This window comes from Kitasatospora sp. HPM-01-4 (assembly GCF_051374625.1).
Lineage (GTDB): Bacteria > Actinomycetota > Actinomycetes > Streptomycetales > Streptomycetaceae > Kitasatospora.
On the sequence record NZ_JBPQGP010000005.1, the window covers coordinates 5,667,486 to 5,691,267 of the forward strand.

18 protein-coding genes are annotated in these 23,782 nt (G+C 72.7%); 16 read left to right on the forward strand and 2 right to left on the reverse strand.

The window, feature by feature from the left end:
- Positions 1–147: 147 nt before the first annotated feature.
- From ACSMTC_RS24670 to mutM, 4 genes are read left to right on the forward strand one after another with little or no spacing between them, the layout of a single operon-like run.
- A complete protein-coding gene (locus ACSMTC_RS24670; protein ID WP_436561896.1) occupies positions 148–792 on the forward strand; it encodes a YceD family protein in 645 nt (214 codons plus the stop codon).
- A 2-nt stretch (positions 793–794) separates the two neighbouring features.
- Positions 795–968: a 50S ribosomal protein L32 gene (gene rpmF / locus ACSMTC_RS24675; protein WP_344639841.1), complete on the forward strand. Its 174-nt coding sequence runs from the start codon at positions 795–797 to the stop codon at positions 966–968.
- A 20-nt stretch (positions 969–988) separates the two neighbouring features.
- On the forward strand, positions 989–1,762 hold the full coding sequence (gene rnc, locus ACSMTC_RS24680) for a ribonuclease III (protein WP_436561897.1): 774 nt from the start codon (positions 989–991) through the stop codon (positions 1,760–1,762).
- A gap of 10 nt (positions 1,763–1,772) precedes the next feature.
- The gene (gene mutM / locus ACSMTC_RS24685; protein WP_436561898.1) at positions 1,773–2,627 is read left to right on the forward strand and encodes a bifunctional DNA-formamidopyrimidine glycosylase/DNA-(apurinic or apyrimidinic site) lyase; all 855 of its coding nucleotides are present in this window, start codon (positions 1,773–1,775) and stop codon (positions 2,625–2,627) included.
- A 37-nt stretch (positions 2,628–2,664) separates the two neighbouring features.
- On the opposite strand, the gene ACSMTC_RS24690 is transcribed toward mutM, so the two are convergent.
- Positions 2,665–3,585, reverse strand: coding sequence for a DMT family protein (locus ACSMTC_RS24690; RefSeq protein ID WP_436561899.1), 921 nt, complete (start codon positions 3,583–3,585; stop codon positions 2,665–2,667).
- A gap of 199 nt (positions 3,586–3,784) precedes the next feature.
- Between ACSMTC_RS24690 and ACSMTC_RS24695 the strand changes: the two genes are divergently transcribed.
- The 5 genes from ACSMTC_RS24695 (at position 3,785) to ftsY (ending at position 11,675) form a co-directional block, all read left to right on the forward strand.
- Positions 3,785–5,137, forward strand: a complete 1,353-nt coding sequence (locus ACSMTC_RS24695; RefSeq protein ID WP_436561900.1) for a hypothetical protein — start codon at positions 3,785–3,787, stop codon at positions 5,135–5,137.
- A 199-nt stretch (positions 5,138–5,336) separates the two neighbouring features.
- Positions 5,337–5,657 carry an acylphosphatase gene (locus ACSMTC_RS24700; protein ID WP_436564798.1) on the forward strand — a complete coding sequence of 107 codons (321 nt, stop codon included), beginning with the start codon at positions 5,337–5,339 and terminating at the stop codon, positions 5,655–5,657.
- A gap of 403 nt (positions 5,658–6,060) precedes the next feature.
- The gene (locus tag ACSMTC_RS24705) at positions 6,061–6,264 is read left to right on the forward strand and encodes a hypothetical protein (RefSeq protein ID WP_436561901.1); all 204 of its coding nucleotides are present in this window, start codon (positions 6,061–6,063) and stop codon (positions 6,262–6,264) included.
- A gap of 281 nt (positions 6,265–6,545) precedes the next feature.
- Positions 6,546–10,181: a chromosome segregation protein SMC gene (smc, locus tag ACSMTC_RS24710; RefSeq protein ID WP_436561902.1), complete on the forward strand. Its 3,636-nt coding sequence runs from the start codon at positions 6,546–6,548 to the stop codon at positions 10,179–10,181.
- Between the two features lie 258 nt (positions 10,182–10,439).
- A complete protein-coding gene (gene ftsY, locus ACSMTC_RS24715; RefSeq protein WP_436561903.1) occupies positions 10,440–11,675 on the forward strand; it encodes a signal recognition particle-docking protein FtsY in 1,236 nt (411 codons plus the stop codon).
- Between the two features lie 99 nt (positions 11,676–11,774).
- Here the strand turns inward: ftsY and ACSMTC_RS24720 are convergent, their stop codons facing one another.
- Positions 11,775–12,464: a bifunctional DNA primase/polymerase gene (locus tag ACSMTC_RS24720; RefSeq protein WP_436561904.1), complete on the reverse strand. Its 690-nt coding sequence runs from the start codon at positions 12,462–12,464 to the stop codon at positions 11,775–11,777.
- Between the two features lie 534 nt (positions 12,465–12,998).
- Between ACSMTC_RS24720 and nsdA the strand changes: the two genes are divergently transcribed.
- The 7 genes from nsdA to ftsH all read left to right on the forward strand — a co-directional run bounded on the left by nsdA (position 12,999) and on the right by ftsH (position 23,707).
- Positions 12,999–14,453, forward strand: a complete 1,455-nt coding sequence (gene nsdA, locus ACSMTC_RS24725; RefSeq protein ID WP_436561905.1) for a transcriptional repressor NsdA — start codon at positions 12,999–13,001, stop codon at positions 14,451–14,453.
- Between the two features lie 376 nt (positions 14,454–14,829).
- Entirely contained in the window at positions 14,830–16,287 is a 1,458-nt protein-coding gene (locus ACSMTC_RS24730; protein WP_436561906.1) for an ammonium transporter, read from the forward strand.
- Complete coding sequence (locus ACSMTC_RS24735) at positions 16,284–16,622, forward strand: P-II family nitrogen regulator (protein ID WP_436561907.1); 339 nt, start codon at positions 16,284–16,286, stop codon at positions 16,620–16,622. Before ACSMTC_RS24730 ends, ACSMTC_RS24735 begins: the two co-directional genes overlap by 4 nt.
- A 186-nt stretch (positions 16,623–16,808) precedes the next feature.
- A complete protein-coding gene (locus ACSMTC_RS24740) occupies positions 16,809–19,265 on the forward strand; it encodes a [protein-PII] uridylyltransferase (RefSeq protein WP_436561908.1) in 2,457 nt (818 codons plus the stop codon).
- 256 nt (positions 19,266–19,521) lie between these two features.
- Positions 19,522–21,084, forward strand: coding sequence for a signal recognition particle protein (ffh, locus tag ACSMTC_RS24745; RefSeq protein WP_436561909.1), 1,563 nt, complete (start codon positions 19,522–19,524; stop codon positions 21,082–21,084).
- 104 nt (positions 21,085–21,188) lie between these two features.
- On the forward strand, positions 21,189–21,734 hold the full coding sequence (locus ACSMTC_RS24750; RefSeq protein ID WP_436561910.1) for a GNAT family N-acetyltransferase: 546 nt from the start codon (positions 21,189–21,191) through the stop codon (positions 21,732–21,734).
- Positions 21,735–21,790: 56 nt separating this feature from the next.
- Positions 21,791–23,707: an ATP-dependent zinc metalloprotease FtsH gene (ftsH, locus tag ACSMTC_RS24755; RefSeq protein ID WP_436561911.1), complete on the forward strand. Its 1,917-nt coding sequence runs from the start codon at positions 21,791–21,793 to the stop codon at positions 23,705–23,707.
- Positions 23,708–23,782: the final 75 nt, after the last annotated feature.

Here is a 23,782-nt window from a genome sequence, read left to right on the forward strand (position 1 = left end):
AGTGTCCGGTAGTCTGACCACTCCGGCCTGTTCAGCGCCGGATCGTTCGGCTGCTCGCTCGAAGCTCACAGCGCGGTGCCGCACATCGTACGAAACTCGTCTCGCGCCATGCAGTGATGCGTGCCGCCGCCAGGAAGTCAGGGAACCTTGAACCGCCTCGACCACCGCGACCCGCTCGTGTTCGACACGCATGAGCTGGGCCGTCGCGCGGGCTCGATGCGCCGGATCTCCCGCACCCTGGAGGCCCCCGAGGGCCTGGGCATCGCCGATGTGATCGGTGTCCCGGAGAAGAGCGAGGTCAAGCTGGAGCTCCGCCTGGAGTCGGTGGTCGAGGGTGTGCTGGTGACCGGCACCGCGGCCGCCCACGTCGAGGGCGAGTGCGTGCGCTGCCTGGAGCCGGTCGAGGACGACCTCGAGGTCGACTTCCAGGAGCTGTACTACTACCCGGAGTCCGACGAGCGCCATCGCGCCAGGACCGCCGGGACCGAGGACCTCGACGAGGACTCGGAAGAAGAGACTTACCGCCTGGAGGGCGACTTCTTCGACCTCCAGCCGGTGCTGCGTGACGCGGTGGTGCTCGCACTGCCGCTGCAGCCGGTGTGCCAGGAAGACTGCCTGGGTCTGTGCTCCGAGTGCGGGGCACGCCTGAGCGACGACCCGGACCACCAACACGACGCCGTCGACCCGAGGTGGGCGGCTCTGCAGGGACTCTCCGCCGCCCCCGGCGACGAGGGTGACGAGAACAAGAACAGCGACACCCGTGAGGGTCTCGCCGAGAACCAGGAGAAGTAGCCGTGGCTGTTCCGAAGCGGAAGATGTCGCGCAGCAACACGCGCCACCGCCGTTCGCAGTGGAAGGCTGTCGCCCCCGCGCTCGTCGCGTGCGACCGCTGCCACGAGCCGAAGCTGGCGCACATCGCGTGCCCGAGCTGCGGCACGTACAACCGTCGCCAGGTCCTCTCGGTCTGATCGGCGGGGTGTACGGATCGATGTCGGAAAGCACCTTTTCCCGCAAGTCGGCTTCCAACGGGAGCAGGGCCGGCGGGCCGGCTTCGACCGAATACGACGTCCTGGAAGGGCGCCTCGGGTATCCACTTGAGCGCGCCCTTCTGGTACGTGCCCTGACCCACCGCTCGTACGCGTACGAGAACGGTGGTCTGCCCACCAACGAGCGCCTGGAGTTCCTCGGCGACTCGGTGCTGGGCCTGGTGGTGACCGACACCCTCTACCGCCTCCACCCGGAGGTCGCCGAGGGCACGCTCGCCAAGCTGCGCGCCGCGGTGGTCAACTCCCGCGCGCTCGCCGAGGTCGGCCGCAACCTGGACCTGGGAGCCTTCATCCGGCTCGGCAAGGGCGAGGAGGGTACCGGCGGCCGCGACAAGTCGTCGATCCTCGCCGACACCGTCGAGGCCGTGATCGGCGCCATCTACCTGGACAAGGGCCTGGACGAAGCCACCGAGTTCGTCCACCGGCTGTTCGACCCGCTGATCGAGGAGTCCTCTCGGCTGGGCGCCGGACTGGACTGGAAGACCAGCCTCCAGGAACTCACCGCCTCCGTCGGCATCGGCGTGCCCGAGTACGTCGTCTCCGAGTCGGGCCCCGACCACGAGAAGACCTTCGACGCCGCCGCCCGGGTGGCCGGCGAGGACTTCGGACACGGCAGCGGCCGCTCCAAGAAGGAAGCCGAGCAGAAGGCCGCCGAGAGCGCCTGGCGGGCGATCAAGGCCAAGTACGCCGACCAGCTGCCCGGTAACGCGGGCTGAGGCGGGCCCGGTGCCCGAACTCCCCGAGGTCGAGGTGGTCCGGCGCGGTCTGGCCCGCTGGATCACGGGCCGCACCGTGGCCGAGGTCGAGGTGCTGCACCCGCGCGCGGTGCGCCGCCAGGTGGGCGGCGCACCCGACTTCACGGCCCGGATGACCGGTGCCACCTTCGGCCAGGCGCAGCGGCGCGGCAAGTACCTCTGGGTGCCGGTTGGCGCCGGCTTCTCGATGATCGGGCACCTGGGCATGAGCGGGCAGCTGCTCGTCCAGGACCCGGCCGTGCCAGACGAGACCCATCTGAGGGTCCGCTTCCGCTTCGCCGACGGCGCCCGCGAACTGCGCTTCGTCGACCAGCGGACCTTCGGCGGCCTGGCCGTCGAGGAGGCCGAGCCGGACGATCCCGAGTCCACCCCGGTCTCCATCGCGCACATAGCCCGGGACCCGCTGGACCCCCGCTTCGACGACGGCGCCTTCATCACCGCGCTGCGGGCCAAGCGCACCACGGTCAAGCGCGCCCTGCTCGACCAGACCCTGATCAGCGGTGTCGGCAACATCTACGCCGACGAGTCGCTCTGGCGCGCCAAGCTGCACTACGAGCGGCCCACCGCGTCCCTCACCCGTCCGCAGGCCGCCCTGCTGCTGCAGCACGCCAGGGACGTGATGGACGCCGCCCTCGCGGTCGGCGGCACCAGCTTCGACAGCCTGTACGTCAACGTGAACGGCGAGAGCGGCTACTTCTCCCGGGACCTGGACGCCTACGGGCGCGAGGGCGAGCCCTGCCGCCGCTGCGGCACGCCCATCCGCCGCGCCGCCTGGATGAACCGCTCCAGCTACTTCTGCCCCCGCTGCCAGCGCGCACCCCGGTAGGACCTGCCCGACACCGGGCGCGCCGCCGGGGCCGCCCTCAGCGGCGGGCCGGTTCGGGGAGCTGCGGCTCGGCGGCCGGGTGGACCTCGGTCTCCTCCTGGCCGAAGTAGGCGACGCCGACCGCGCTGACCACGGCGAGGACGAAGCCGGAGACGGCCAGCCAGCCCAGGCCGGCCCGGGAGGAGTCGCCGAGCCAGAGCACGCCCACGGCACCCGGTACGACCGTCTCCCCGACCACCAGCGCGGCCGTGGCCCCGTTCACCGAGCCGACCTGCAGCGCCACGGTGTGCAGGTACATTCCGCCGATCCCGCCGACCATGATCGCGTACAGCGCCGGGTCCGAGAGCAGCTCACCCACGTGGAAGGGCTGAAGACCGTTCAGCACCCGGACCCCGATGCCCAGCGCGCCGAAGCCGAGCCCGGAGAGCAGACCGGCCACGATCGCGCCGCTGGAACCGAGCCGCCGCACGATCAGGCTGCCGCCGGCGATCAGCACCACCGACACGCCGAGCAGCCACCAGTGCACCGCCATCGCGGTGTGGTGCCCGCCCTCGGGCCCGGCGGCCGTGGCCAGCAGCACCAGCGCACCGCAGAGCACGCCGATCGAGGCCCACTCCAGCCCCTTCAGCCGCAGACCGAGCAGCTTGATGCTCAGCACCGCGGTGATCACCAGGTTGGCGCTGATGATGGTCTGGGAGAGGAAGAGCGGCAGCAGCCGGGCGGCCAGCGCTCCGAGCCCGAAGCCTATGAAGTCCAGGACCGTGCCGAGGATGAACTCCCAGGTCACCACGGCCTTGGCGGTCGAGGAGAGGCTCGGCCCGCCGTGCTCGGTGACTCCTGCGGCGGCGCCCTTGGCCGCCTCCTCACGGGCCGAGCGGCGGGAGCCGACCGCCTGGAGTACCGATCCGGAGCCGTAGCAGGCGGACGCCGCGACGGCGGTGACGAGACCGAGGATCACCAAGAGCTCCGATTCCCAATGGGCGGCGGATCCGGCAGTGCCGATCAGCCCGGGCAGTACTGACCAGCACAACTATGCCTGGTCCGGGCGGATGCCGGGTCACCCGTTGGGAGGAGCCGGAGACGAACCGCTCGGCGGGGGTCGGGATGAGACCAGGGGAGGTCCCGCAACAGTGGTCCGGCCAGGTACCTTCTCTCCCATGAGAACTGTGCTCCGCCGTTCCCCGGCCGCCAGGCCAGCCGCCCGCTCGGCGGCAGTGCTGGCGGGTCTGCTGGGAATGCTGCTCCTGCTGATCGCGCCCCCCGCCTCGGCGGCGGGCGGTGTCGACGAGGCCGCGTCCGCGTTGAGGAAGACTCAGGTCTACGTCGATCCGGCAATGACCAGCCGGTTCTCCGAGGACCAGGCCGACGCCCTGGGCAAGAAGCTCAGGGACTCCGGCAAGGCCGTCTACATCGCGGTCATCCCCGACAGCGCGCAGTACCCGGCCGCGACCGTCGCCCGCGACCTGCGGACCAAGGTCGGCGTGGTCGGCCTCTACGGCGTCTGGCGCGGCAACGAGTTCAAGGCCTTCGCGGACCGGTCCGCCGTCGCCAAGGGCACCGTCGCCAACATGACCGGCGCCGCGGTCCGCTCCCACCCGGGCGACATCGACGGGACCTTGAACGACTTCGCCGACCAGGCCGTCCGCCAGGTCAAGGGCCACGCCCCGGAGGCCTCCTCCGGCGGGATCAGCACCGCCGCGATCGTCATCCCGATCGCCCTGCTGGTGCTGGCCGGCGGCGGTGTCTTCCTGCTGTTCCGCCGGGCGAAGAAGCGCAAGGAGGAGAAGGCCCGCGCCGAGCTCGCCCAGCTGCGCACGGTGGTGGACGAGGACATCACCGCCTTCGGCGAGGAGCTCGACCGCCTCGACTTCAACCCCGGCGCGCCCGACGCCGACGACGCCCAGCGCGCCGACTACTCGCACGCCCTCGACTCCTACGAGCGCGCCAAGCAGACCATGGAGGCCGCTCAGCGGCCCACCGACGTCTCGCAGGTCACCGAGGCGCTGGCGGACGGCCGCTTCTCGCTGGCCACGCTGGCGGCGCGGCGGGAGAAGCGTCCGCTGCCGGAGCGCCGTTCGCCCTGCTTCTTCGACCCGCGCCACGGCGTGTCCGTCCAGGACGTCTACTGGGCGCCGGCCGGCGGCGCGCCGCGCACCGTGCCCGCCTGCGCGGCGGACGCGGCCCGGGTGACCAGCGGCCAGGAGCCGGACATCCGTACCGTGCAGACCGAGTACGGCCAGCAGCCGTACTGGAACGCCGGCCCGGCCTACAGCCCGTGGGCCGGCGGCTACTTCGGCGGCGGGATGCTGCCGGGCCTGCTGGTCGGTACCGCGCTCGGCTCGATCATCGCCGGGCCCGACACCGCCTGGGCGGCCGGTGCGGAGAGCCACGGCTACGGCGGCCTGGAGGCCGGTGACGACAGCGGCGCCGACTTCAACCCCGGTGACTTCGGCGGCTTCGACGGCGGCGACTTCGGCGGTGGCGGCGACAGCGACTTCGGCAGCTTCTGACGCTCGCCCCGACGTCCGGCCCCGGTGACCTGCCCGTCAGGTCACCGGGGCCGCTGCCGTTCCAGGGCGGGTGGCCGGGCGGCGGTCCGCAACCCGCTCCGCTGTGGCAGGCTGGCGCGGTGACCTCCCAGACCGCCGAAGACCTTCCGGGCCGTCGCCGCCCGGCGCCACCGTGCCGCACGTCCTGGCCGGTGGCCGGGTGACGGCGGCGGACAGGGCCCCGGCCGCGCCCGCTGAGGACGGCGACCGGCCGGTGCGGGCCACCATCTGGGTCCGGGGCAAGGTCCAGGAGGTCGGCTTCCGCTGGTGGACCAGGGCCCGCGCCCTGGAGATCGGTCTGAACGGGTACACCAGCAACCTCGGCGACGGCCGGGTCCAGGTGGTCGCCGAGGGCTCCCAGCCCGACTGCGAACGGCTGCTGGCCGCGTTGCGCGGGCCCGGCACGCCCGGCCGGGTCACCGGTGTCACCGAGATCTGGGGCCCCACCCGCAACTGTTATGACGGCTTCGCACTGCGCTGAGCAGGAACAGCGCGTACCGGGCGGGCAACTGCCGGTGTCATGCGGTTGCCTTCTGGGCAGACTCGTGGTTGACTCCGCAGCGAACAGTGATCCAACCCGCTGGTGCGGTGCTGTTCCCGACGGCCCCGCCGATCCCCGTGGTGTGACCATCCGCCATGCAGGTGACAGGCGCGCGGTAGCGTGCGGTGATCGTGTTGACCCGTACGGTCTTTGGTGAGACGCTGAAAGCCCGCGCACCAGTCTGCGTACTCCCGGCAGGGTCATGTTTTCATGGGCGCAGTTCATGACGGCATTCCGGCGGTGCCCAGTCGACACTTCCGGTGCGATGACCGGTGCGTACCCCCCCTTCCCCCTAGACCTAAACCGTTTCGGTTCGGTCACTCAGCGTGGAGGACCATTCATTATGGCAAAGGCGCTTCTCGGGTACGTCGGTGGCCCCGACCCGCGAATGCTCTCCGAGATGCGACGGCTGCAGCAGCGCGTTCAAGACCTGGAGGCCGAGTTGGCCCGGGTGCAGGAAGAGAACGCCGCACTCACCGCTGTCGCTGACGAGCACTCGCTGCTCAGCAGCATCGACCTGGATCACCGGGAGCCCGCACTCACCTGATCCTGACCCGATCCTCACCGATCGACGCTGCTGCGCTCGTCGAGCTTCCCGTATACGCGGAGGTAGCCGTATATGGGACGCAGCTTCCGAGGGACGCCCGGGTGGCGTCCCTTCGTCGTGTCCACAGGACCGGCGCCCGGGGGAGCGCAGTGCCGACGACATCCCGTCCAGGGGAGGCTGCCCTGACTCCGGCGTGGTGAAACCGCCGCTTGGCGGCTCGCCGTGCGCGCGGCCGGATACAGTCGGCCGGCGGGCATCTGCCGAGGCCAGGAGGAGGACGCGTGCACCTGAAGAGTCTGACGCTGCGCGGGTTCAAGTCCTTCGCCTCGGCCACCACACTGCGCTTCGAACCCGGTATCACCTGCGTGGTCGGCCCCAACGGCTCCGGCAAGTCCAACGTGGTGGACGCGCTCTCCTGGGTGATGGGCGAGCAGGGGGCCAAGTCGCTGCGCGGCGGCAAGATGGAGGACGTCATCTTCGCCGGGGCCGGCGGCCGCGCGCCGCTCGGCCGGGCCGAGGTCAGCCTCACCATCGACAACACCGACGGCGCGCTGCCCATCGACTACTCCGAAGTCACCATCACCCGCACGATGTTCCGCAACGGCGGCAGCGAGTACGCGCTCAACGGCAGCGTCTGCCGACTGCTGGACATCCAGGAGCTGCTCTCCGACTCCGGCATCGGCCGGGAGATGCATGTCATCGTCGGGCAGGGGCAGTTGGACTCCGTCCTGCACGCCGACCCGATGGGCCGGCGGGCCTTCATCGAGGAGGCGGCGGGTGTCCTCAAGCACCGCAGGCGCAAGGAGAAGGCGCTGCGGAAGCTGGACGCGATGCAGGGCAACCTCAACCGGGTGCAGGACCTGGTCGCCGAACTCCGCCGCCAGCTGGGCCCGTTGGGTCGGCAGGCGAAGATCGCCCGCCGGGCCGCCGGGATCCAGGCGGAGCTGCGCGACGCCCGGCTGCGGCTGCTCGCCGACGACCTGCTCGCCCTGCGCCGGGCGGTCGAGGCCGAGGTCGCCGACGAGCTGGCACTGAAGCTGCGCCGGGCCACCGTCGAACAGGAACTCGCCCGGGCCCGGCAGCGCGAAGCCGTACTGGAGGCCCAGGTCGAGCAGCTCGGCCCGCAGCTGGAGGCCGCCCGGCAGACCTGGTACCGGCTGTCCGCCCTCGCCGAGCGCACCAGGGGAACCATCGGACTGGCCGAGGCGCGGGTGCGGCACGCGGCTTCGAGCGGTGCGCAGGGGGAGGAGCGTCGCGGCCGCGACCCCGAGGAGCTGGCACGGGAGGCGGCCCGGGTCCGCGAGGAGGAGGCCGCGCTCGCCGAGGCGCTGGAGCAGGCACGGTACGCACTGGCCGAGGAGGTCGAGCGCAGGTCCGAGCTGGAGCGCGAACTGGCCGCCGAGGAAAGGCGGTTGAAGGACGCCGCGCGGGCCCTCGCCGACCGGCGGGAGGGCCTGGCCAGGCTGCAGGGCCAGGCGGGGGCGGCCCGGCAGCGGGCGGCCGGTGCGCAGGCCGAGATCGGACGGCTGACCGAGGCCAGGGATGCGGCGCTGCGGCGCGCCGAGGCGGCGCAGCAGGAGTACCGGCAGCTCGGGCAGCAGGTCGACGGCCGGGCGTCGGAGGAGGCGGACCTGGACTCGGCGCACCGGCGGGCGCGGGAGGAACTGACCGAGGCCGATCGCGAACTGGCCGAGGTGCGCGACGCCTTGGGCCTCGCCGAACGCGAGCGGGCCGGGCTGGCGGCGCGGCACGAGACACTGGCGCTCGGACTGCGCCGTAAGGACGGCAGTGCCGCACTGCTCGCCGCCGAGGACCGGCCGGCCGGGCTGCTCGGCCCGGCGGCGCAGCTGCTGCGGGTCGCGCCCGGGTACGAGGCCGCGCTGGCGGCGGCACTCGGCGCGGCGGCGGACGCGGTCGCGGTGGACGGGGTGGACACCGCCGCGCAGGCGCTGCGGCTGCTGCGCAAGCGGGACACCGGTCGGGCCGCACTGCTGATCGCCGGCCCGGCCGTGGACCCGTACCGGCGTGGTGAACTGCCGCAGGGCACCCGTTGGGCGGCTGAGTTGGTGGAGTCGCCGGACGGGCTGAGCCCCGCCGTCGAGGCGCTGCTGGCCGATACGGTGGTCGTCGCCGGGTTGGACGAGGCACAGCGACTGGTCGCGGAGAGACCGGAGCTGACCGCCGTCACGGCCGAGGGTGATCTGCTCGGCACCGGCTTCGCACAGGGCGGCTCGGCGGGTGCGCCGAGCCTGCTGGAGACCCGGGCGGCGGTCGAGGAGGCGGGTCGGCGGCTCGACGAACTGGACCGGCGCTGCGCCGGGCTGGCCGAGCTGATGGCACCGGCCGAGGAGCGGCGGCGGACGCTGGCCGCCGAGGTCGAGCAGCTGTCCGAGCAGCGGCGGCAGGCCGAGAAGGAGCAGGCGCGGACCGCGGGCCAGCTGGGGCGCCTCGGCGGGCAGGCCAGGGCGGCGGCCGGGGAGGCCGAGCGGCTGGCGGCGGCGGTGGCCACCGCGGAGGCAGGGCTGGCCCAGGCGCTGACGGCGGCCGAGGAGCTGGCCGAACGCCTGGCCGCCGCCGAGGAGTCGGCCGCCTCGGGCGAGGACGAGCCGGACGGCACCCGGCGCGAGGGGCTGGCCGGCGAGGCCGCCACGGCCCGGCAGACCGAACTGGAGGCCAGGCTCTCGGTCCGCACGCACGAGGAGCGGATCCGCTCCCTGTCCGGGCGGGCGGACCAACTCGACCGCGCCGCACGGGCGGAGCGCGAGGCCAGGGCCAGGGCGGCGGAGCGCCGTGAGCGGGCCCGGCACGAGGCGGCGGTGGCCGGCGCCGTCGCGGCCGGGGCCCGGCAGCTGCTGGCCCGGCTGGAGAGTTCGCTGGTGCGGGCCGAGGCGGAGCGGGTGGCGGTGGAAGAGGCCCGCGCCGAACGCGAGACGGAACTGCGGGCGGGCCGTGAGACGGGCCGCGAACTCAAGTCCGAGCTGGACCGGCTGGTGGACGCCGGGCACCGGGACGAGGTGCTGCGAGCGGAGAAGCGGCTGCGGATCGAGCAGCTGGAGGCCAGGGCGCTGGAGGAGTTCGGCATCGAGGGCGGCGAACTGCTCGCCTCGTACGGGCCGGACCAGCCGGTGCCGCCCCCGTTGCCCGAGGACGGCGGCGAACCCGGTGCGCCCGGGCCGTACGTCCGGGCCGAGCAGGAGCGGCGGCTCAAGGCCGCCGAGCGGGCCTACCAGCAGCTCGGCAAGGTGAACCCGCTGGCGCTGGAGGAGTTCGCGGCGCTGGAGGAGCGGCACCGGTTCCTCGGTGAGCAGCTGGACGACCTCAGGAAGAGCCGCCGCGACCTGATGGACATCGTCCGGGACGTGGACGCCAGGGTGGAGCAGCTGTTCAGCTCGGCCTACCAGGACACGGCGGTCCAGTTCGAGGGCGTGTTCTCCCGGCTCTTCCCCGGCGGGGAGGGCCGGCTGGTGCTCACCGATCCGCAGGACATGCTCACCACCGGGGTGGAGGTGGAGGCCAGGCCGCCCGGCAAGAAGGTCAGGCGGCTCTCGCTGCTCTCGGGCGGCGAGCGCTCCCTGACCGCGGTGGCGCTGCTGGTCGCCATCTTCAAGGCGCGGCCCAGTCCGTTCTACGTGATGGACGAGGTCGAGGCGGCCCTGGACGAGACCAACCTGCGCCGGCTGATCGCGATCATGGAAGAGCTGCGGGAGAGCTCGCAGCTGATCGTGATCACCCACCAGAAGCTGACCATGGAGGCGGCCGACGCGCTGTACGGCGTGACGATGAAGGGCGACGGCATCTCGCAGGTGATCAGCCAGCGTCTGCGCGACGAGCACCGCGAGCGCCGGCGTACCCCGGCGCCCCGGCGGGAGGGCACCGGGCTGCCGCAGGGGGAGCCCTCCGGCGGTCCGTCGGACTGATCGGACGGCCCGGACGCCGATGCTTCTGCCCGTGTCGCGGGCCCGTCGCGGATACTGGACAGGTTGTGAATCCTCCCCCTCACCGGCGAGGGGGCTTCTCACTCGGCCGCGGTGACCTCACCGCGGCCAGGCCCCGGCAGGTCCCGACGACCCGGCCGGGGCGCAGCAGTGGAGCGGCAGCGCCGTGTGCCTTGCCGACCGAAGGATCACTGAAACCCCTCGGCCGCCCGGCCGGGGGAGCCAGCAAGGGAGATCTATGTGGAATACGTGATCCTTGCCGTCGTCCTCGCCGTGATCGCCATCGGCGCGGTCGCGGGGCTCGTCGTCAGCGGCAGACGGAAGAAGGAACTGCCTCCGCAGGCCGGGGCACCCGTCATCACCAAGCCGGCCGAACCGAAGGCGGTACCGACGGCCGAGCCCAAGGCCGAGCCCGAGGCCAGGCCCGAGGCCAGGCCCGAGGCCGAGCCGGGTGCGCCGGCGGTGGCGGAACCCGTCGAGGCCGCCGAGGCCGTCGAGGAGGTGGAGCTCCCGGAGGCCGCCGCGGCCGCCCCGGCCGTCGAGGTCCCCGCGCCCACGGCCGGCCGCCTGGTCCGGCTGCGCTCCAGGCTCTCCCGCTCGCAGAACTCGCTGGGCAAGGGGCTGCTCACGCTGCTCTCCCGCGAGCGTCTGGACGAGGAGACCTGGGAGGAGATCGAGGAGACCCTGCTCACCGCCGATGTCGGTGTCGCCCCGACCCAGGAGCTGGTGGAGAAGCTGCGCACCCGGGTCAAGGTGCTCGGCACCCGTACGCCGGAGGAGCTGCGCGGGCTGCTGCACGAGGAACTGGTCGCCCTGATCGGGGCGGACGCCGACCGTTCGCTGAAGACCGCCAGGCACGAGGCCGGCCGCCCGGCCGTCGTCCTGGTGGTCGGCGTCAACGGCGTCGGCAAGACCACCACCTCGGGCAAGCTGGGCCGGGTCCTGGTCGCGGACGGCCGCAAGGTCGTGCTCGGTGCGGCGGACACCTTCCGTGCCGCCGCCGCCGACCAGCTGCAGACCTGGGGCGAGCGGGTCGGCGCGCGGACCGTGCGCGGGCCCGAGGGCGGCGACCCCGCCTCGGTCGCCTTCGACGCGGTCAAGGAGGGCATCGCCGAGCAGGCGGACACCGTCCTGATCGACACCGCCGGCCGACTGCACACCAAGACCGGTCTGATGGACGAGCTCGGCAAGGTCAAGCGGGTCGTCGAGAAGCACGGTCCGGTGGACGAGGTGCTCCTGGTGCTCGACGCCACCACCGGCCAGAACGGCCTGGTCCAGGCCCGGGTGTTCGCCGAGGTCGTGGACATCACCGGCATCGTGCTCACCAAGCTGGACGGCACCGCCAAGGGCGGCATCGTCGTCGCCGTCCAGCGCGAGCTGGGCGTACCGGTCAAGCTGATCGGGCTCGGTGAGGGCGCGGACGACCTGGCGCCCTTCGAGCCGGGTGCCTTCGTGGACGCGCTGATCGGCGACTGATCCACCCGCTCACGCAGAGGGTCCGCTCCGGATGGGAGCGGACCCTCTCGCGTTCGGGGCCCTCACGGCCGAGGGCCGCTCGCCCGCCCTACCGAAGGCTCAGGACGCGAGCCAGGCCGGTTCGGCGGAGCGTTCGCGGCTGCGGTGGCAGGCGTAGGCGAGGGTGCCGAGCAGGAGCCGGGCCTCCGGGGGGCAGCCGGCGCTGTCGCGGGAGGGGCGGCGCAGCCAGCGGACCGGCCCGAGCACGCCGAACGAACTGGGCGGCGCGGCGATCCAGCTGCCCTCGCCGTGGCAGGCGAGGTCGAGCGCGGCGTCGTCCCAGCCCATCCGGTACAGCAGCTCGGGCAGCCGCTGCGCGGTGCCCACCGCGACGAAGAAGAGCAGCCGCCCGGTCGGCAGCGCCAGCACCGGGCCGACCTGGGTGCCCATCCGCTCCAGCCGGACGAGGGCCTGCAGGCCGGGCTGCGCGGGTACGTCCAGGACGTCGAAGGAGCGCCCGGCCGGGAGCAGCAGGGGAGCGTCGGAGGCCCAGAGCGCGCGCAGTTCGGCGGCGGGCGGTCCGGGCTCGGGGCGGGGGCTGACGGTGTGCTCCGGGCCGACCGCGGTGTGAAGGCCGGGTGCCGCGCAGTGGGGTTCCCTGCAGTCGCAGCGGCCGTCCGCCGGGGTGCGGCCGGAGCCGACGGCGACCGTCCAGCCCCAGCGGCCGGTGTACTCGGCGGCGGCCTGGAAGGCGGTGGCCCGAGTACGGCGGCGGGCGCCGAACCGGAGATCGCCGAAGAGGTTGTCCATGCCTCCCCCAACAGGTCGGGATTGTCCGTGGTTACGGGACTGTTGCGGTGCGTCGATTGTCAGCTGTGGAGCGCGTTGTGCGTCGGCGGCGCGCGCTGGACGACGTGCTCCTATTCGTGTCGCCTGTGCGAGGAACCGCCTTGCCCCGGCGTGCCGGATGCCGGATCGTCGTTGCTGCACTGGGTTTCTCCGTCCTCGGCCATGGGCGGCAAAGCCGGTGTCGTCGAAGCGAGTTGACGGTGGAGCGAGTTGGCGGTGGAGCGGGCTCCGGGGAGAGCGAGCCGGCGGGGCGGGCCTGGCTGAATACCAGTGAAGCGCGGTGCGGCGCCGAGTAGTTCACTCATAGGGGTGGCGAAAGGTGGCGTTTCCCCGTTGCGGCTCCCTCGGATGGCGGAGGGAGCGTTACGTTCGGCGTACGGAACGCAGCGGACCGTCCGGCAGAGGGCGGGAGCAGAACAGACACCGCCGAATACGGCGGTCGGGTCATATGACAAGCGGGGCCCTGTGGGGCCGGGCGGGATGGGTGACGTTCCCATGGCAGAGAAGCAACCGAACGAGAAGCTGACGTCCTGGTTCGGCCGCAGCGGCTGGTCCAAGGGCGAGCTCGCCCGCCAGGTCAACCGCCGGGCTCGTCAGATCGGGGCGCACCACGTCAGCACCGACACCTCGCGGGTGCGCCGCTGGCTGGACGGCGAGCAGCCGCGCGAGCCGATCCCGAAGATCCTCTCGGAGCTGTTCTCCGAGCGCTTCGGATCGGTGGTCTCGATCGAGGACCTCGGCCTGCGCGCCGCGGTCCCGGTGAGCACCGTCGGCGGCGGGGTGGACCTGCCGTGGAGCGGCACCCAGACCGTGCAGCTGATCAGCGAGTACTCGCGCAGCGACCTGATGCTCAACCGCAGGGGTTTCCTCGGCACTTCGCTGGCGCTGACCGCGGGCGCCGCTCTGATCGAGCCGATGCAGCGCTGGCTCAGCCCGGGCCCGAGCGGCACGCCCACCCCGATCCTGGCCGCGGCCAACGGCGGTGAGCCGTACACCGGCAGGCTCTCCGAGCCCGAGCTCCAACTGCTGGAGCAGACCACGGTGATGTTCCGCCAGTGGGACGCGCAGAACGGCGGCGGGCTGCGCCGCAAGGCCGTGGTCGGCCAACTCCACGAGGTCACCGACCTGTTGCAGGAGACCTACCCCGAGCTCACCACCAAGCGGCTGTTCCGGCTGACCGCGGAACTCGCCCACCTGGCCGGGTGGATGTCGTACGACGTCGGTATGCACCCCAGCGCGCAGAAGTACTACGTGCTGGCACTGCACGCCGCCAAGGAGGCCGGGGACAGGCCGTTCGGCGCGCTGATCCTCACCGACATGAGCCGCCAGATGATCCACCTCAACCGGGGCGAGGACGCCCTGGAGCTGATCCACCTCGCCCAGTACGGCAGCCGGGACACCGCCACCCCTCGCCAGCAGGCCCTGCTGTACGCGATGGAGGCCCGGGCGTACTCGACCATCGGCGAGGTCAACCGCTGCGCCCGCGCCGCCCGGCTGGCCGAGGACACCTTCAGCGACATCCGTCCGTCCGACAACGACCCGGACTGGCTCAAGTTCTTCTCCGAGGCGGAGCTCAACGCGGAGAACGCGCACTCCTTCCGGGACCTCGCCTACAGCTCCAGCCGCAGCCCGCTCTACGCCTCGATGGCGGCGCCGGTGATGGAGCGGGCCGTCGACCTGTTCCGGCAGGACGGGGACCACGTCCGCTCCTACGCCTTCAACCTGGTCGGGATGGCCAGCGTCCACCTGCTGCAGAACGAGCCCGAGCAGGCCGTGGTGATGGCCGAGCAGGCCGTGGACATCGCCAGGACAGTGCGCTCCGAGCGGCTGAACACCCGGGTTCGCAAGACCTCGGCTGCCGCCTCGCGCACCTTCAAGGGCCTGGACGCGGTCGACCGGCTCGCCGAGCGGGTGGTGCACGACATTCCGGAGTTCACCACATCGGTGTAATCGCATGGCGGTGTGACCGGCTCCGCGGAACGGCGGGAGACCTGCTCCCGGGCGTCGCCGTTCCTTCAGCTCGGCCGTGGACGCCGCCGTAGGTCCGCAACCGATCGGGCTTCCCCGCCCCGCAACCCGGCGGGCGCCACGGTCGGTGGGCCGTCGTCGCCGCACCCGGTGGGGCGCGGCCGGACGGTAGCGCGGCCGCGCAAGCGACGCGGCCGCATTTCACGTGCTCGTAACTCTCCCGTCAACGCCGTCACACCGGTGAAACAACGAGCCGCATCGGCCGAAACCAGTCTTCGGCACTCTCCTCTTCAACGCCGACACCCCGGGTGGACACGGGACAGATATCCCGGGGGCGGTTTCAGCAGAGGAGACGCCGATGCCGGAGGGCTTCAGCGCGGGCGACACCGCATTCGTGTTCATCAGTGCGGCCCTGGTCATGTTGATGACCCCGGGCCTGGCCTTCTTCTACGGAGGCATGGTCAGGGTCAAGAGCACGCTCAACATGCTCGCGATGAGCTTCATCTCGCTGGCGATCGTCAGCGTGCTCTGGGTGCTCTACGGCTACTCGCTCGCCTTCGGCCCCGACGCCGGCGCCGGCCTGATCGGCAACCTCGACTTCCTCGGGATGCGCGGCATCGGGCTGAACGACCTCAACGGATCGATCCCGGTCACCGCGTTCGCCTCCTTCCAGCTGATGTTCGCCGTGATCACCCCGGCACTGATCAGCGGCGCCGTCGCGGACAGAGCGAAGTTCTCCGCCTGGGCGCTGTTCGTGGCGCTGTGGGTGACGGTCGTCTACTTCCCGGTCGCGCACTGGGTGTTCTTCTTCGACAACGGCCACGGCGGCTGGCTCGGCGACCGCGGCGGCGTGATCGACTTCGCCGGCGGTACGGCGGTGCACATCAACGCCGGTGTCGCGGGCCTCGCGCTCTGCCTGGTGCTCGGCAAGCGGGTCGGCTTCAGGAAGGACCCGATGCGTCCGCACAGCCTCCCGCTGGTGATGCTCGGCTCGGGCCTGCTCTGGTTCGGCTGGTTCGGCTTCAACGCGGGCTCCGCGCTGGCCGCCAACGGCGTGGCCGGGATGGCCTTCCTCAACACCCAGGTGGCCACCGCGGCGGCGATGCTCGGCTGGCTCGCCTACGAGCGGATCAAGCACGGCGCGTTCACCACGCTGGGCGCCGCCTCCGGCGCGGTGGCCGGTCTGGTCGCCATCACCCCGGCCTGCGGTTCGGTCTCGGCGCTCGGAGCGATCGTGATCGGTCTGATCGCCGGGGCGGTCTGCGCCGCCGCGATCGGTCTCAAGTACCGCCTGGGCTTCGACGATTCGCTGGACGTGGTCGGTGTGCACGCGGTCGGCGGCATCGTCGGCTCGCTCGCGGTGGGGCTGTTCGCCACCGGCCACGTCGGGCAGACTGCCCAGGGCCTCTTCTACGGCGGCGGGTTCGGACAGCTGGGCAGGCAGGCGATGGGCGTGGTCGTGGTCGGCGGCTACTCCTTCGTGCTCTCCTGGCTGCTCGGCAAGGCGATCCAGCGGACCGTCGGCTTCCGGGTCGCCGAGGAGGTCGAGGTCGCCGGGGTCGACCAGGCCGAACACGCCGAGTCGGCATACGACTTCAGCGCGGTCGGGGCCAGCCTGGCCCGGACCCTGTCGGTCCCGGCAGCCGAGCGGCTCGTCGAAAGGCCCGCCGCGAAGACCGCCGAAAGGCCCGCCGCGAAGCCGGCCGTGGGCACGGCGGCCAAGCCCGCCGCGAAGCCCGCCGACCGGACCGCCGGGAATCCCGCTGACAAGCCGGCCGACAAGCCCTCCGAGAAGACCGAGGTCGACACCCGATGAAGCTCATCACCGCCGTCATCAAGCCCCACCGACTGGACGAGGTGAAGAACGCCCTGCAGGCCTTCGGTGTCCAGGGCCTCACCGTCACCGAGGCCAGCGGCTACGGCCGCCAGCGCGGCCACACCGAGGTCTACCGGGGCGCCGAGTACACCGTGGACCTGGTCCCGAAGGTCCGGATCGAGGTCCTGGTCGACGACGCGGACGCCGACGGACTGATCGACGTACTGGTCGAGGCCGCGCGCACCGGCCGGATCGGCGACGGCAAGGTCTGGAGCATCCCGGTCGAGACCGCCGTCCGGGTCCGCACCGGCGAACGCGGGCCCGACGCGCTGTAGGCGGTCGGGGCGCGGAGATCCGCCCTCCAAACCGCCCAGCCCGTACCCGAGTTGCACCCTCCCGGGGGGCGCCGGGAACCGCGAGGCCGGCCCCCGCCCGTGCGGCGGGCCGGCCGCTCGGCTCCCCGCGCGTGCACCGCACCTACGATTCGGCACAGAACCACCGCACCACGGACGGGGACCGATGTGACACCCACCGACACCCCTCCCGCCGGGGACCCGACCGGCCCCTCCGCCTTCGCCTCCGCCCGCGCCCGGCTGTTCGCAGAACCTGGCCCCGGCGGTGCCGAACGCCGCACCGCCCTGTCAGCCCTGGCCGACGACTGGCTCAGCGGGCTGTACGAGGCGTCCGGCGCCCCGGCGGGAACCGCGCTGGTGGCGGTCGGCGGCTACGGCCGCGGTGAACTCTCGCCGCGCAGCGACCTGGACGTCCTGCTGCTGCACCACGGCACGCTCGACCCGGCCCTGCCCGAACGCATCTGGTACCCGGTCTGGGACGGCGGTGCCGCGCTCGACCACTCGGTCCGCACCCTCGCCGAGGCGCGCAGGGTCGCCGCCGAGGACCTCAAGGCGCAGCTGGGCCTGCTCGACGCCCGCCACCTCGCCGGTGACCCGGAACTCACCGCCGGGCTCCGCTCCGCGGTACTCGCCGACTGGCGTGCCGCCGCCCCCAGACGGCTGCCCGAACTCCACCGCCTCTGCCTCGAACGGGCCGAGCGGCACGGCGAGTTGTCCTTCCTGCTGGAACCCGACCTCAAGGAGGCCAGGGGCGGACTGCGGGACGTGACCGCCCTGGGCGCGATCGCCGCCAGCTGGCTCGCGGACGCCCCCAGGGACGGCCTCGACGCGGCCGCGGCCAGGCTGGCCGACGTCCGCGACGCCCTGCACCTGGCCACCGGCCGGGCCACCGAACGGCTCAGTCTGCACGACCAGGACCAGGTCGCCGAGCGGCTCGGGGTGCTCGACGCCGACACCCTGCTGCGCCAGGTCTACGAGGCGGCCCGCACCATCGCCTACGCCGGTGACGTCACCTGGCGGGCCGTCGAACGAGTCATCGCCGCCCGTGTCGGCCGGGTCCGCAGGGTCGGCCGGCTGGCCTTCCCGTTCACCGGTGCCGGGCGCGGCACGGGTGCGGTGGCGCGCGGCGCCGTGGAGCGCAGGCCGCTCGCCGAGGGCGTGGTCGAGCAGGACGGGGAGGCGGTGCTCGCCCAGGGCGCCCGCCCGGCGCAGGACCCGGTGCTGCCGCTGCGCGCCGCCGCGGCCGCCGCGCAGGCCGGGATCCCGATCGGGTACGCCACCGTGCGCAGGCTGGCCGCCGAGAGCCGGCCGCTGCCGGTGCCCTGGCCGGACGAGGCCCGCGAACAGCTGGTCACCCTGTTCGGCGCGGGGGAGTCCTGCCTGCCGGTCTGGGAGGCGCTGGAGGCGGAGGGGCTGGTCAGCCGGCTGCTGCCGGACTGGGAGCGGGTCCGCTGCCGGCCGCAGCGCAACGCCGTACACCGCTGGACGGTCGACCGGCACCTGGTCGAGACGGCGGTCCGGGCGGCCGCGATGACCCGCCGGGTGGCCAGGCCCGACCTGCTGCTGGTCGCGGCGCTGCTGCACGACCTCGGCAAGGGCTGGCCAGGCGACCACAGCGAGGCGGGCGAGGTGATCGTCCGCGACGCGGCGGCCCGGATGGGCTTCGACAAGGCGGACACCGAGACGCTGGCCCTGCTGGCGCGGCACCATCTGACACTGATCGACACCGCCACCCGCCGGGACCCGGACGATCCGGCCACCATCGACCTGATGACCAAGGTGGTCGGCACCCTCCCGCACCTGGAGCTGCTGCACGCCCTCACCGAGGCCGATGCCACCGCCACCGGTCCCACCGCCTGGAGCAGCTGGCGGGCCTCCCTGGTGGACCGGCTGGTGGACCGGGTGGCAGGCCGGCTCGCGGGAGGGGATCCCGACCCCGGGTCGGATCCCGGAGCCGTGCCCACCGTCGAGCAGGAGCGGCTGGCGGTGGAGGCCGCGAGGACCGGCGAGCCGGCCCTCGCCCTGCTCGCCCAGCCGCAGCAGGCGCCCTTCGCCGCCGAGCCGATGGGTGCCGAACTGATCCTGGCCATCCCGGACCGCCCGGCGCTGCTGAGCACGGCGGCCGGGGTGCTCGCGCTGCACCGGCTGACGGTCCGGTCCGCGGCGCTGCGGCTGCTGGACCCGATCGGGGCCGGCCAGGTGCTGCTGATCCGCTGGAAGGTCGCCGCCGCGTACGGGGAGCTGCCCGAGGCGGACCGGCTGCGGGCCGATCTGCGCCGGGCCCTGGACGGTTCGCTGGACGTGGCCCGCAAGCTGGCCGAACGGGACGCCGCCGCCCCGCGCCGCCGGGGCATCAGCACCCCGCCGCCGGTGGTCGCGGTCGCTCCCGGCGGCTCGTCCAGCGCCACCGTCCTGGAGGTCCGCGCGCACGACGCCCCCGGTCTGCTGCACCGGATCGGCCGGGCCCTGGACGCGGCCGGCGTGGTGGTCCGTACCGCCCATGTCAGTACGCTCGGCGCGGAGGCCGTGGACGCCTTCTACCTCACCGGGCCGGACCGCCGTCCGCTGACCTCCGAGCGGGCCGGGGAGGTGGCGGCCCAGGTGCGGGAGGCGCTGGGCGGCTGACGTTCGGTCCGACGGGTGCCGGCGTCCGCGAACACGTGCCGCGGTCCCGGGTCCGTGCCCCGACCCGGCCCGACCGCGGGCGGCGAACGGCAGGTGAGTACGGCTCCCAGAGCCGGTGCCGCCCTGGTCGCCCGGGGGCCGGAGCGCCTCGCGACCCGAGGCGGGCATACGGGTGGAGACCGTTCCCCGGGCGGCCGGATACCCTTGGGGGCGACGACAGTACCCGTACCGATGCCGCAAGGGACCCGCGACCGACGTGTTCGACACTCTCTCCGACCGCCTCGCAGCGACGTTCAAGAACCTCCGGGGCAAGGGCCGCCTCAGTGAGGCGGACATCGATGCCACCGCCCGCGAGATCCGGATCGCCCTGCTCGAGGCGGATGTCGCGCTGCCGGTGGTGCGGGCCTTCATCAAGCAGATCAAGGACCGCGCGCTGGGCGCCGAGGTCTCCGGCGCGCTGAACCCCGCCCAGCAGGTCGTCAAGATCGTCAACGAGGAGCTCGTCAACATCCTCGGTGGCGAGACCCGTCGACTCCGGTACGCCAAGTCCGGCCCGACCGTGATCATGCTGGCCGGTCTGCAGGGTGCCGGTAAGACCACCCTCGCGGGCAAGCTGGGCCACTGGCTGAAGAAGCAGAAGCACACCCCGCTGCTGGTCGCCTGCGACCTCCAGCGCCCGAACGCCGTCACCCAGCTGGGCGTGGTGGCCGACCGTGCCGACGTCGCCTTCTACGGCCCCGAGCCGGGCAACGGCGTCGGCGACCCGGTCAAGGTCGCCCGCGACTCGATCGAGTACGCGAAGCAGAAGCAGCACGACATCGTCATCGTCGACACCGCCGGCCGCCTCGGTATCGACGCCGAGCTGATGCAGCAGGCCGCGGACATCCGTGCCGCGATCAACCCGGACGAGGTGCTGTTCGTCCTCGACGCGATGATCGGCCAGGACGCGGTGACCACCGCGCAGGCCTTCCTCGAAGGCGTCGACTTCACCGGTGTGGTGCTGTCCAAGCTGGACGGTGACGCCCGCGGTGGTGCGGCGCTCTCGGTGGCGCACGTCACCGGCCGGCAGATCATGTTCGCCTCCAACGGCGAGAAGGTCGACGACTTCGACGCCTTCCACCCGGACCGGATGGCCTCGCGCATCCTCGGCATGGGTGACGTGCTCTCCCTGATCGAGAAGGCCGAGCAGACCTTCTCGCAGGCCGAGGCCGAGAAGATGGCCGCCAAGCTGCAGGGCGGCGGCAAGGACTTCACCCTCGACGACTTCCTGGCCCAGCTGGAGCAGGTCCAGAAGATGGGCTCGATCTCCAAGCTGCTCGGCATGCTGCCCGGCATGGGCCAGATCCGCGAGCAGATCAACAACATCGACGACAGGGACGTCAACCGGGTCGGCGCGATCATCAAGTCGATGACGCCGGCCGAGCGCACCGACCCGAAGATCATCAACGGCTCGCGGCGGGCCCGTATCGCCAAGGGTTCGGGCGTCCAGGTCGGCGAGGTCAACAACCTGGTCGAGCGGTTCTTCGACGCCCGCAAGATGATGTCCGCGATGGCCTCCGGCAAGGGCATCCCCGGCATGCCGGGCATCCCGGGCATGGGTGGCGGCGGCGCCAAGAAGTCCGGCAAGAAGGCCCCGGCGGCCAAGGGCCGCAAGCGCTCCGGCAACCCGCTGAAGCGGGCCCAGGAGGAGGCCGCCGCGGCACAGCGCAAGGCGCTCGGCCCCGGGCAGGCCCCGGAGCAGGGCGGCGCCTTCGGCCTCGGCGCGGGCAAGGGACCGGCGGACTTCGAGCTCCCCAAGGAGTTCAAGGACCTCCTCTGAGGTCCACGGGGGAAGCAGCCCCCAGGGGCACGGGCGGCCGCCCGTGCCCCTGGGGGCTGCGCCCTTTCCCACCCGGGAGGGCCGCATGGCCGCAGGCCCCCCGGATGGCGGATGATGGGTGCGTGCGAGTGATGATCCGTGCCCCGAAGTCCGCAGACCTGGCCCCGTACGCCGAGGCGGTCCGCCGTTCGGCCGAGCACGTCGGCCGGTGGAACCCGGTCGAGCCGGACGGTCTCGCGGATCTGCTGGAGCGTCAGGGGCCCGGACTGCGCACCTTCCTGATCGTGGACCTGGACACGGGCGGCCTGGTCGGCAAGTGCAACGTGGCCAACATCGTGATGGGCCGGTTCTGCAACGGGGCGCTCGGCTACGACTCGTACCTGCCGTTCGCCGGGACCGGCCGGATGAGCGAGGGGATGCGGCTGGTGGTCGACCGCTGCTTCGCCCCGCCGGAGGGCGGCGGTCTCGGGCTGCACCGCCTGGAGATCAACGTCCAGCCGGAGAACGAACGCTCGATCGCGCTGGCCAAGCGCCTCGGCTTCCGGCACGAGGGCTACACGCCCCGGATGCTCTTCCTGGGCGGCGCCTGGCGCGACCACGAGCGCTTCGCGCTGACGACGGAGGAGTGGGAGCCGCTGCCCCGGCCGTAGCGGCGGCCCGGCGTTTCGCGTGGATCACCCGTCCGGTTGTCCGTATCGTCCGACTGGTGAGCACTCCGGTACCGCCGCGTCAGACCCCCGAGCAGCCCTGGCGTTCCGAGGGCGCCCCACCCCCGCCACACCGTCGGAAGATGCCCGGCGGCTGGGGCGGCCTCGTCCTCACCGCCCTGGTGGTCTTCCTGCTCTCGGACCTGCTGCTGAGCTTCTTCGGGGCCGGCAGGTCGACCACGATCTCCTACACCGAGTTCGACCGCCAGCTCGCCCAGGGCAACATCACCAAGATCTATTCCAAGGGCGACTCGATCGAGGGCACCCTGAAGAGCGCGGCGCCCAAACCCGAGGGCAAGGGCAACTACACCGAGTTCACCACCCAGCGGCCGTCCTTCGCCGACGACAGGCTCTGGGCCACCCTCCAGCAGCAGAACGTCACGGTCACCGCCGAACCGGTCGTCCAGCAGCGCAGCTTCCTCGCCAATCTGCTGATCTCGCTCGCCCCGATGCTGCTGCTGGTCCTGGTCTGGGTGCTGCTGGCCCGCCGGATGGCCGGCGGGCTGGGCGCCGCCGGGGCGCTCGGCCGCAAGGCGCCGCCCAAGCCCGTGGACACCACGGCGGGCAAGCGGACCACCTTCGCGGACGTGGCCGGCATCGACGAGGTCGAGGCCGAACTCACCGAGGTGGTCGACTTCCTGAAGAACCCGCAGGCCTACCGCCGGCTCGGTGCCAAGATGCCGCGCGGTGTGCTGCTCAGCGGCCCGCCCGGCACCGGCAAGACCCTGCTGGCCCGGGCGGTGGCGGGCGAGGCCGACGTGCCGTTCTTCTCCGCCTCCGCCTCCGAGTTCATCGAGATGATCGTCGGCGTCGGCGCCAGCCGGGTCCGCGAACTCTTCGCCGAGGCCCGCAAGGTGGCGCCCGCGATCATCTTCATCGACGAGATCGACACCATCGGCCGCCAGCGCGGCGGCAGCGGCAGCATGGGCGGCCACGACGAGCGCGAACAGACCCTCAACCAGATCCTGACCGAGATGGACGGCTTCACCGGCTCCGAGGGCGTGATCGTGATCGCGGCCACCAACCGGGCCGAGATCCTGGACCCGGCCCTGCTGCGCCCGGGACGCTTCGACCGCCGGATCACCGTCAGCCCGCCGGACCGCGGCGGCCGCGAGGCCATCCTGCGGATCCACACCCGGGACGTGCCGCTCTCCCCGCGGAGCGATCTCGGCCAACTCGCCAAGGTGACACCGGGGATGACCGGTGCCGACCTGGCCAACCTGGTCAACGAGGCCGCGCTGCTGGCCGTCAAGCGCAAGGAGGACAGCGTCGGCCCGAACGACCTCTCGGACGCACTGGAGAAGGTCCAGCTCGGCGCGGTACGACCGCTGGTGATGCCGCAGAGCGAGCGCGAGCGCACCGCGTACCACGAGAGCGGCCACGCGCTGCTCGGCATGCTGCAGCCGGGCGCCGACCCGGTCCGCAAGATCACCATCGTGCCGCGCGGCCGGGCCCTCGGTGTCACCCTCTCCACCCCGGAGACCGACCGCTACTCCTACACCGAGCCCTACCTGCGCGGCCGGATCATCGGTGCGCTGGGCGGAATGGCCGCCGAGCAGGTCGTCTACGGGGTCGTCACCACCGGCTCCGAGAGCGACCTGGAACAGGTCACCAACATCGCCCGCGGCATGGCCGGGCGCTGGGGCATGAGCGAGCGGGTGGGCCGCCTCACCGCCGTCCCCAACGACGCCCAGGGCGCGTACGGGCTCTCCGCCGCACCCACCACGCTGGACGCGGTCGACCAGGAGGCCCGCCGGATCGTCTCCGAGTGCTACGAGGACGCGATCCGGCAGCTCACCGAGCACCGCGCCAAGCTGGACGCCCTGGCCGGAGCCCTGCTGGAGGCCGAGACCCTGGACGAGGAAGCCGCCTACCGGGCGGCGGGCGTGCCGCGCGGGGAGCACGAGCTGCCCTGACGGCTCGCGCAGGCCCTCCGGGCGGGGCCGCGGACCTGCCCGGCTCGGCGGACCTGTTCGCTTCGGTACCGCCGG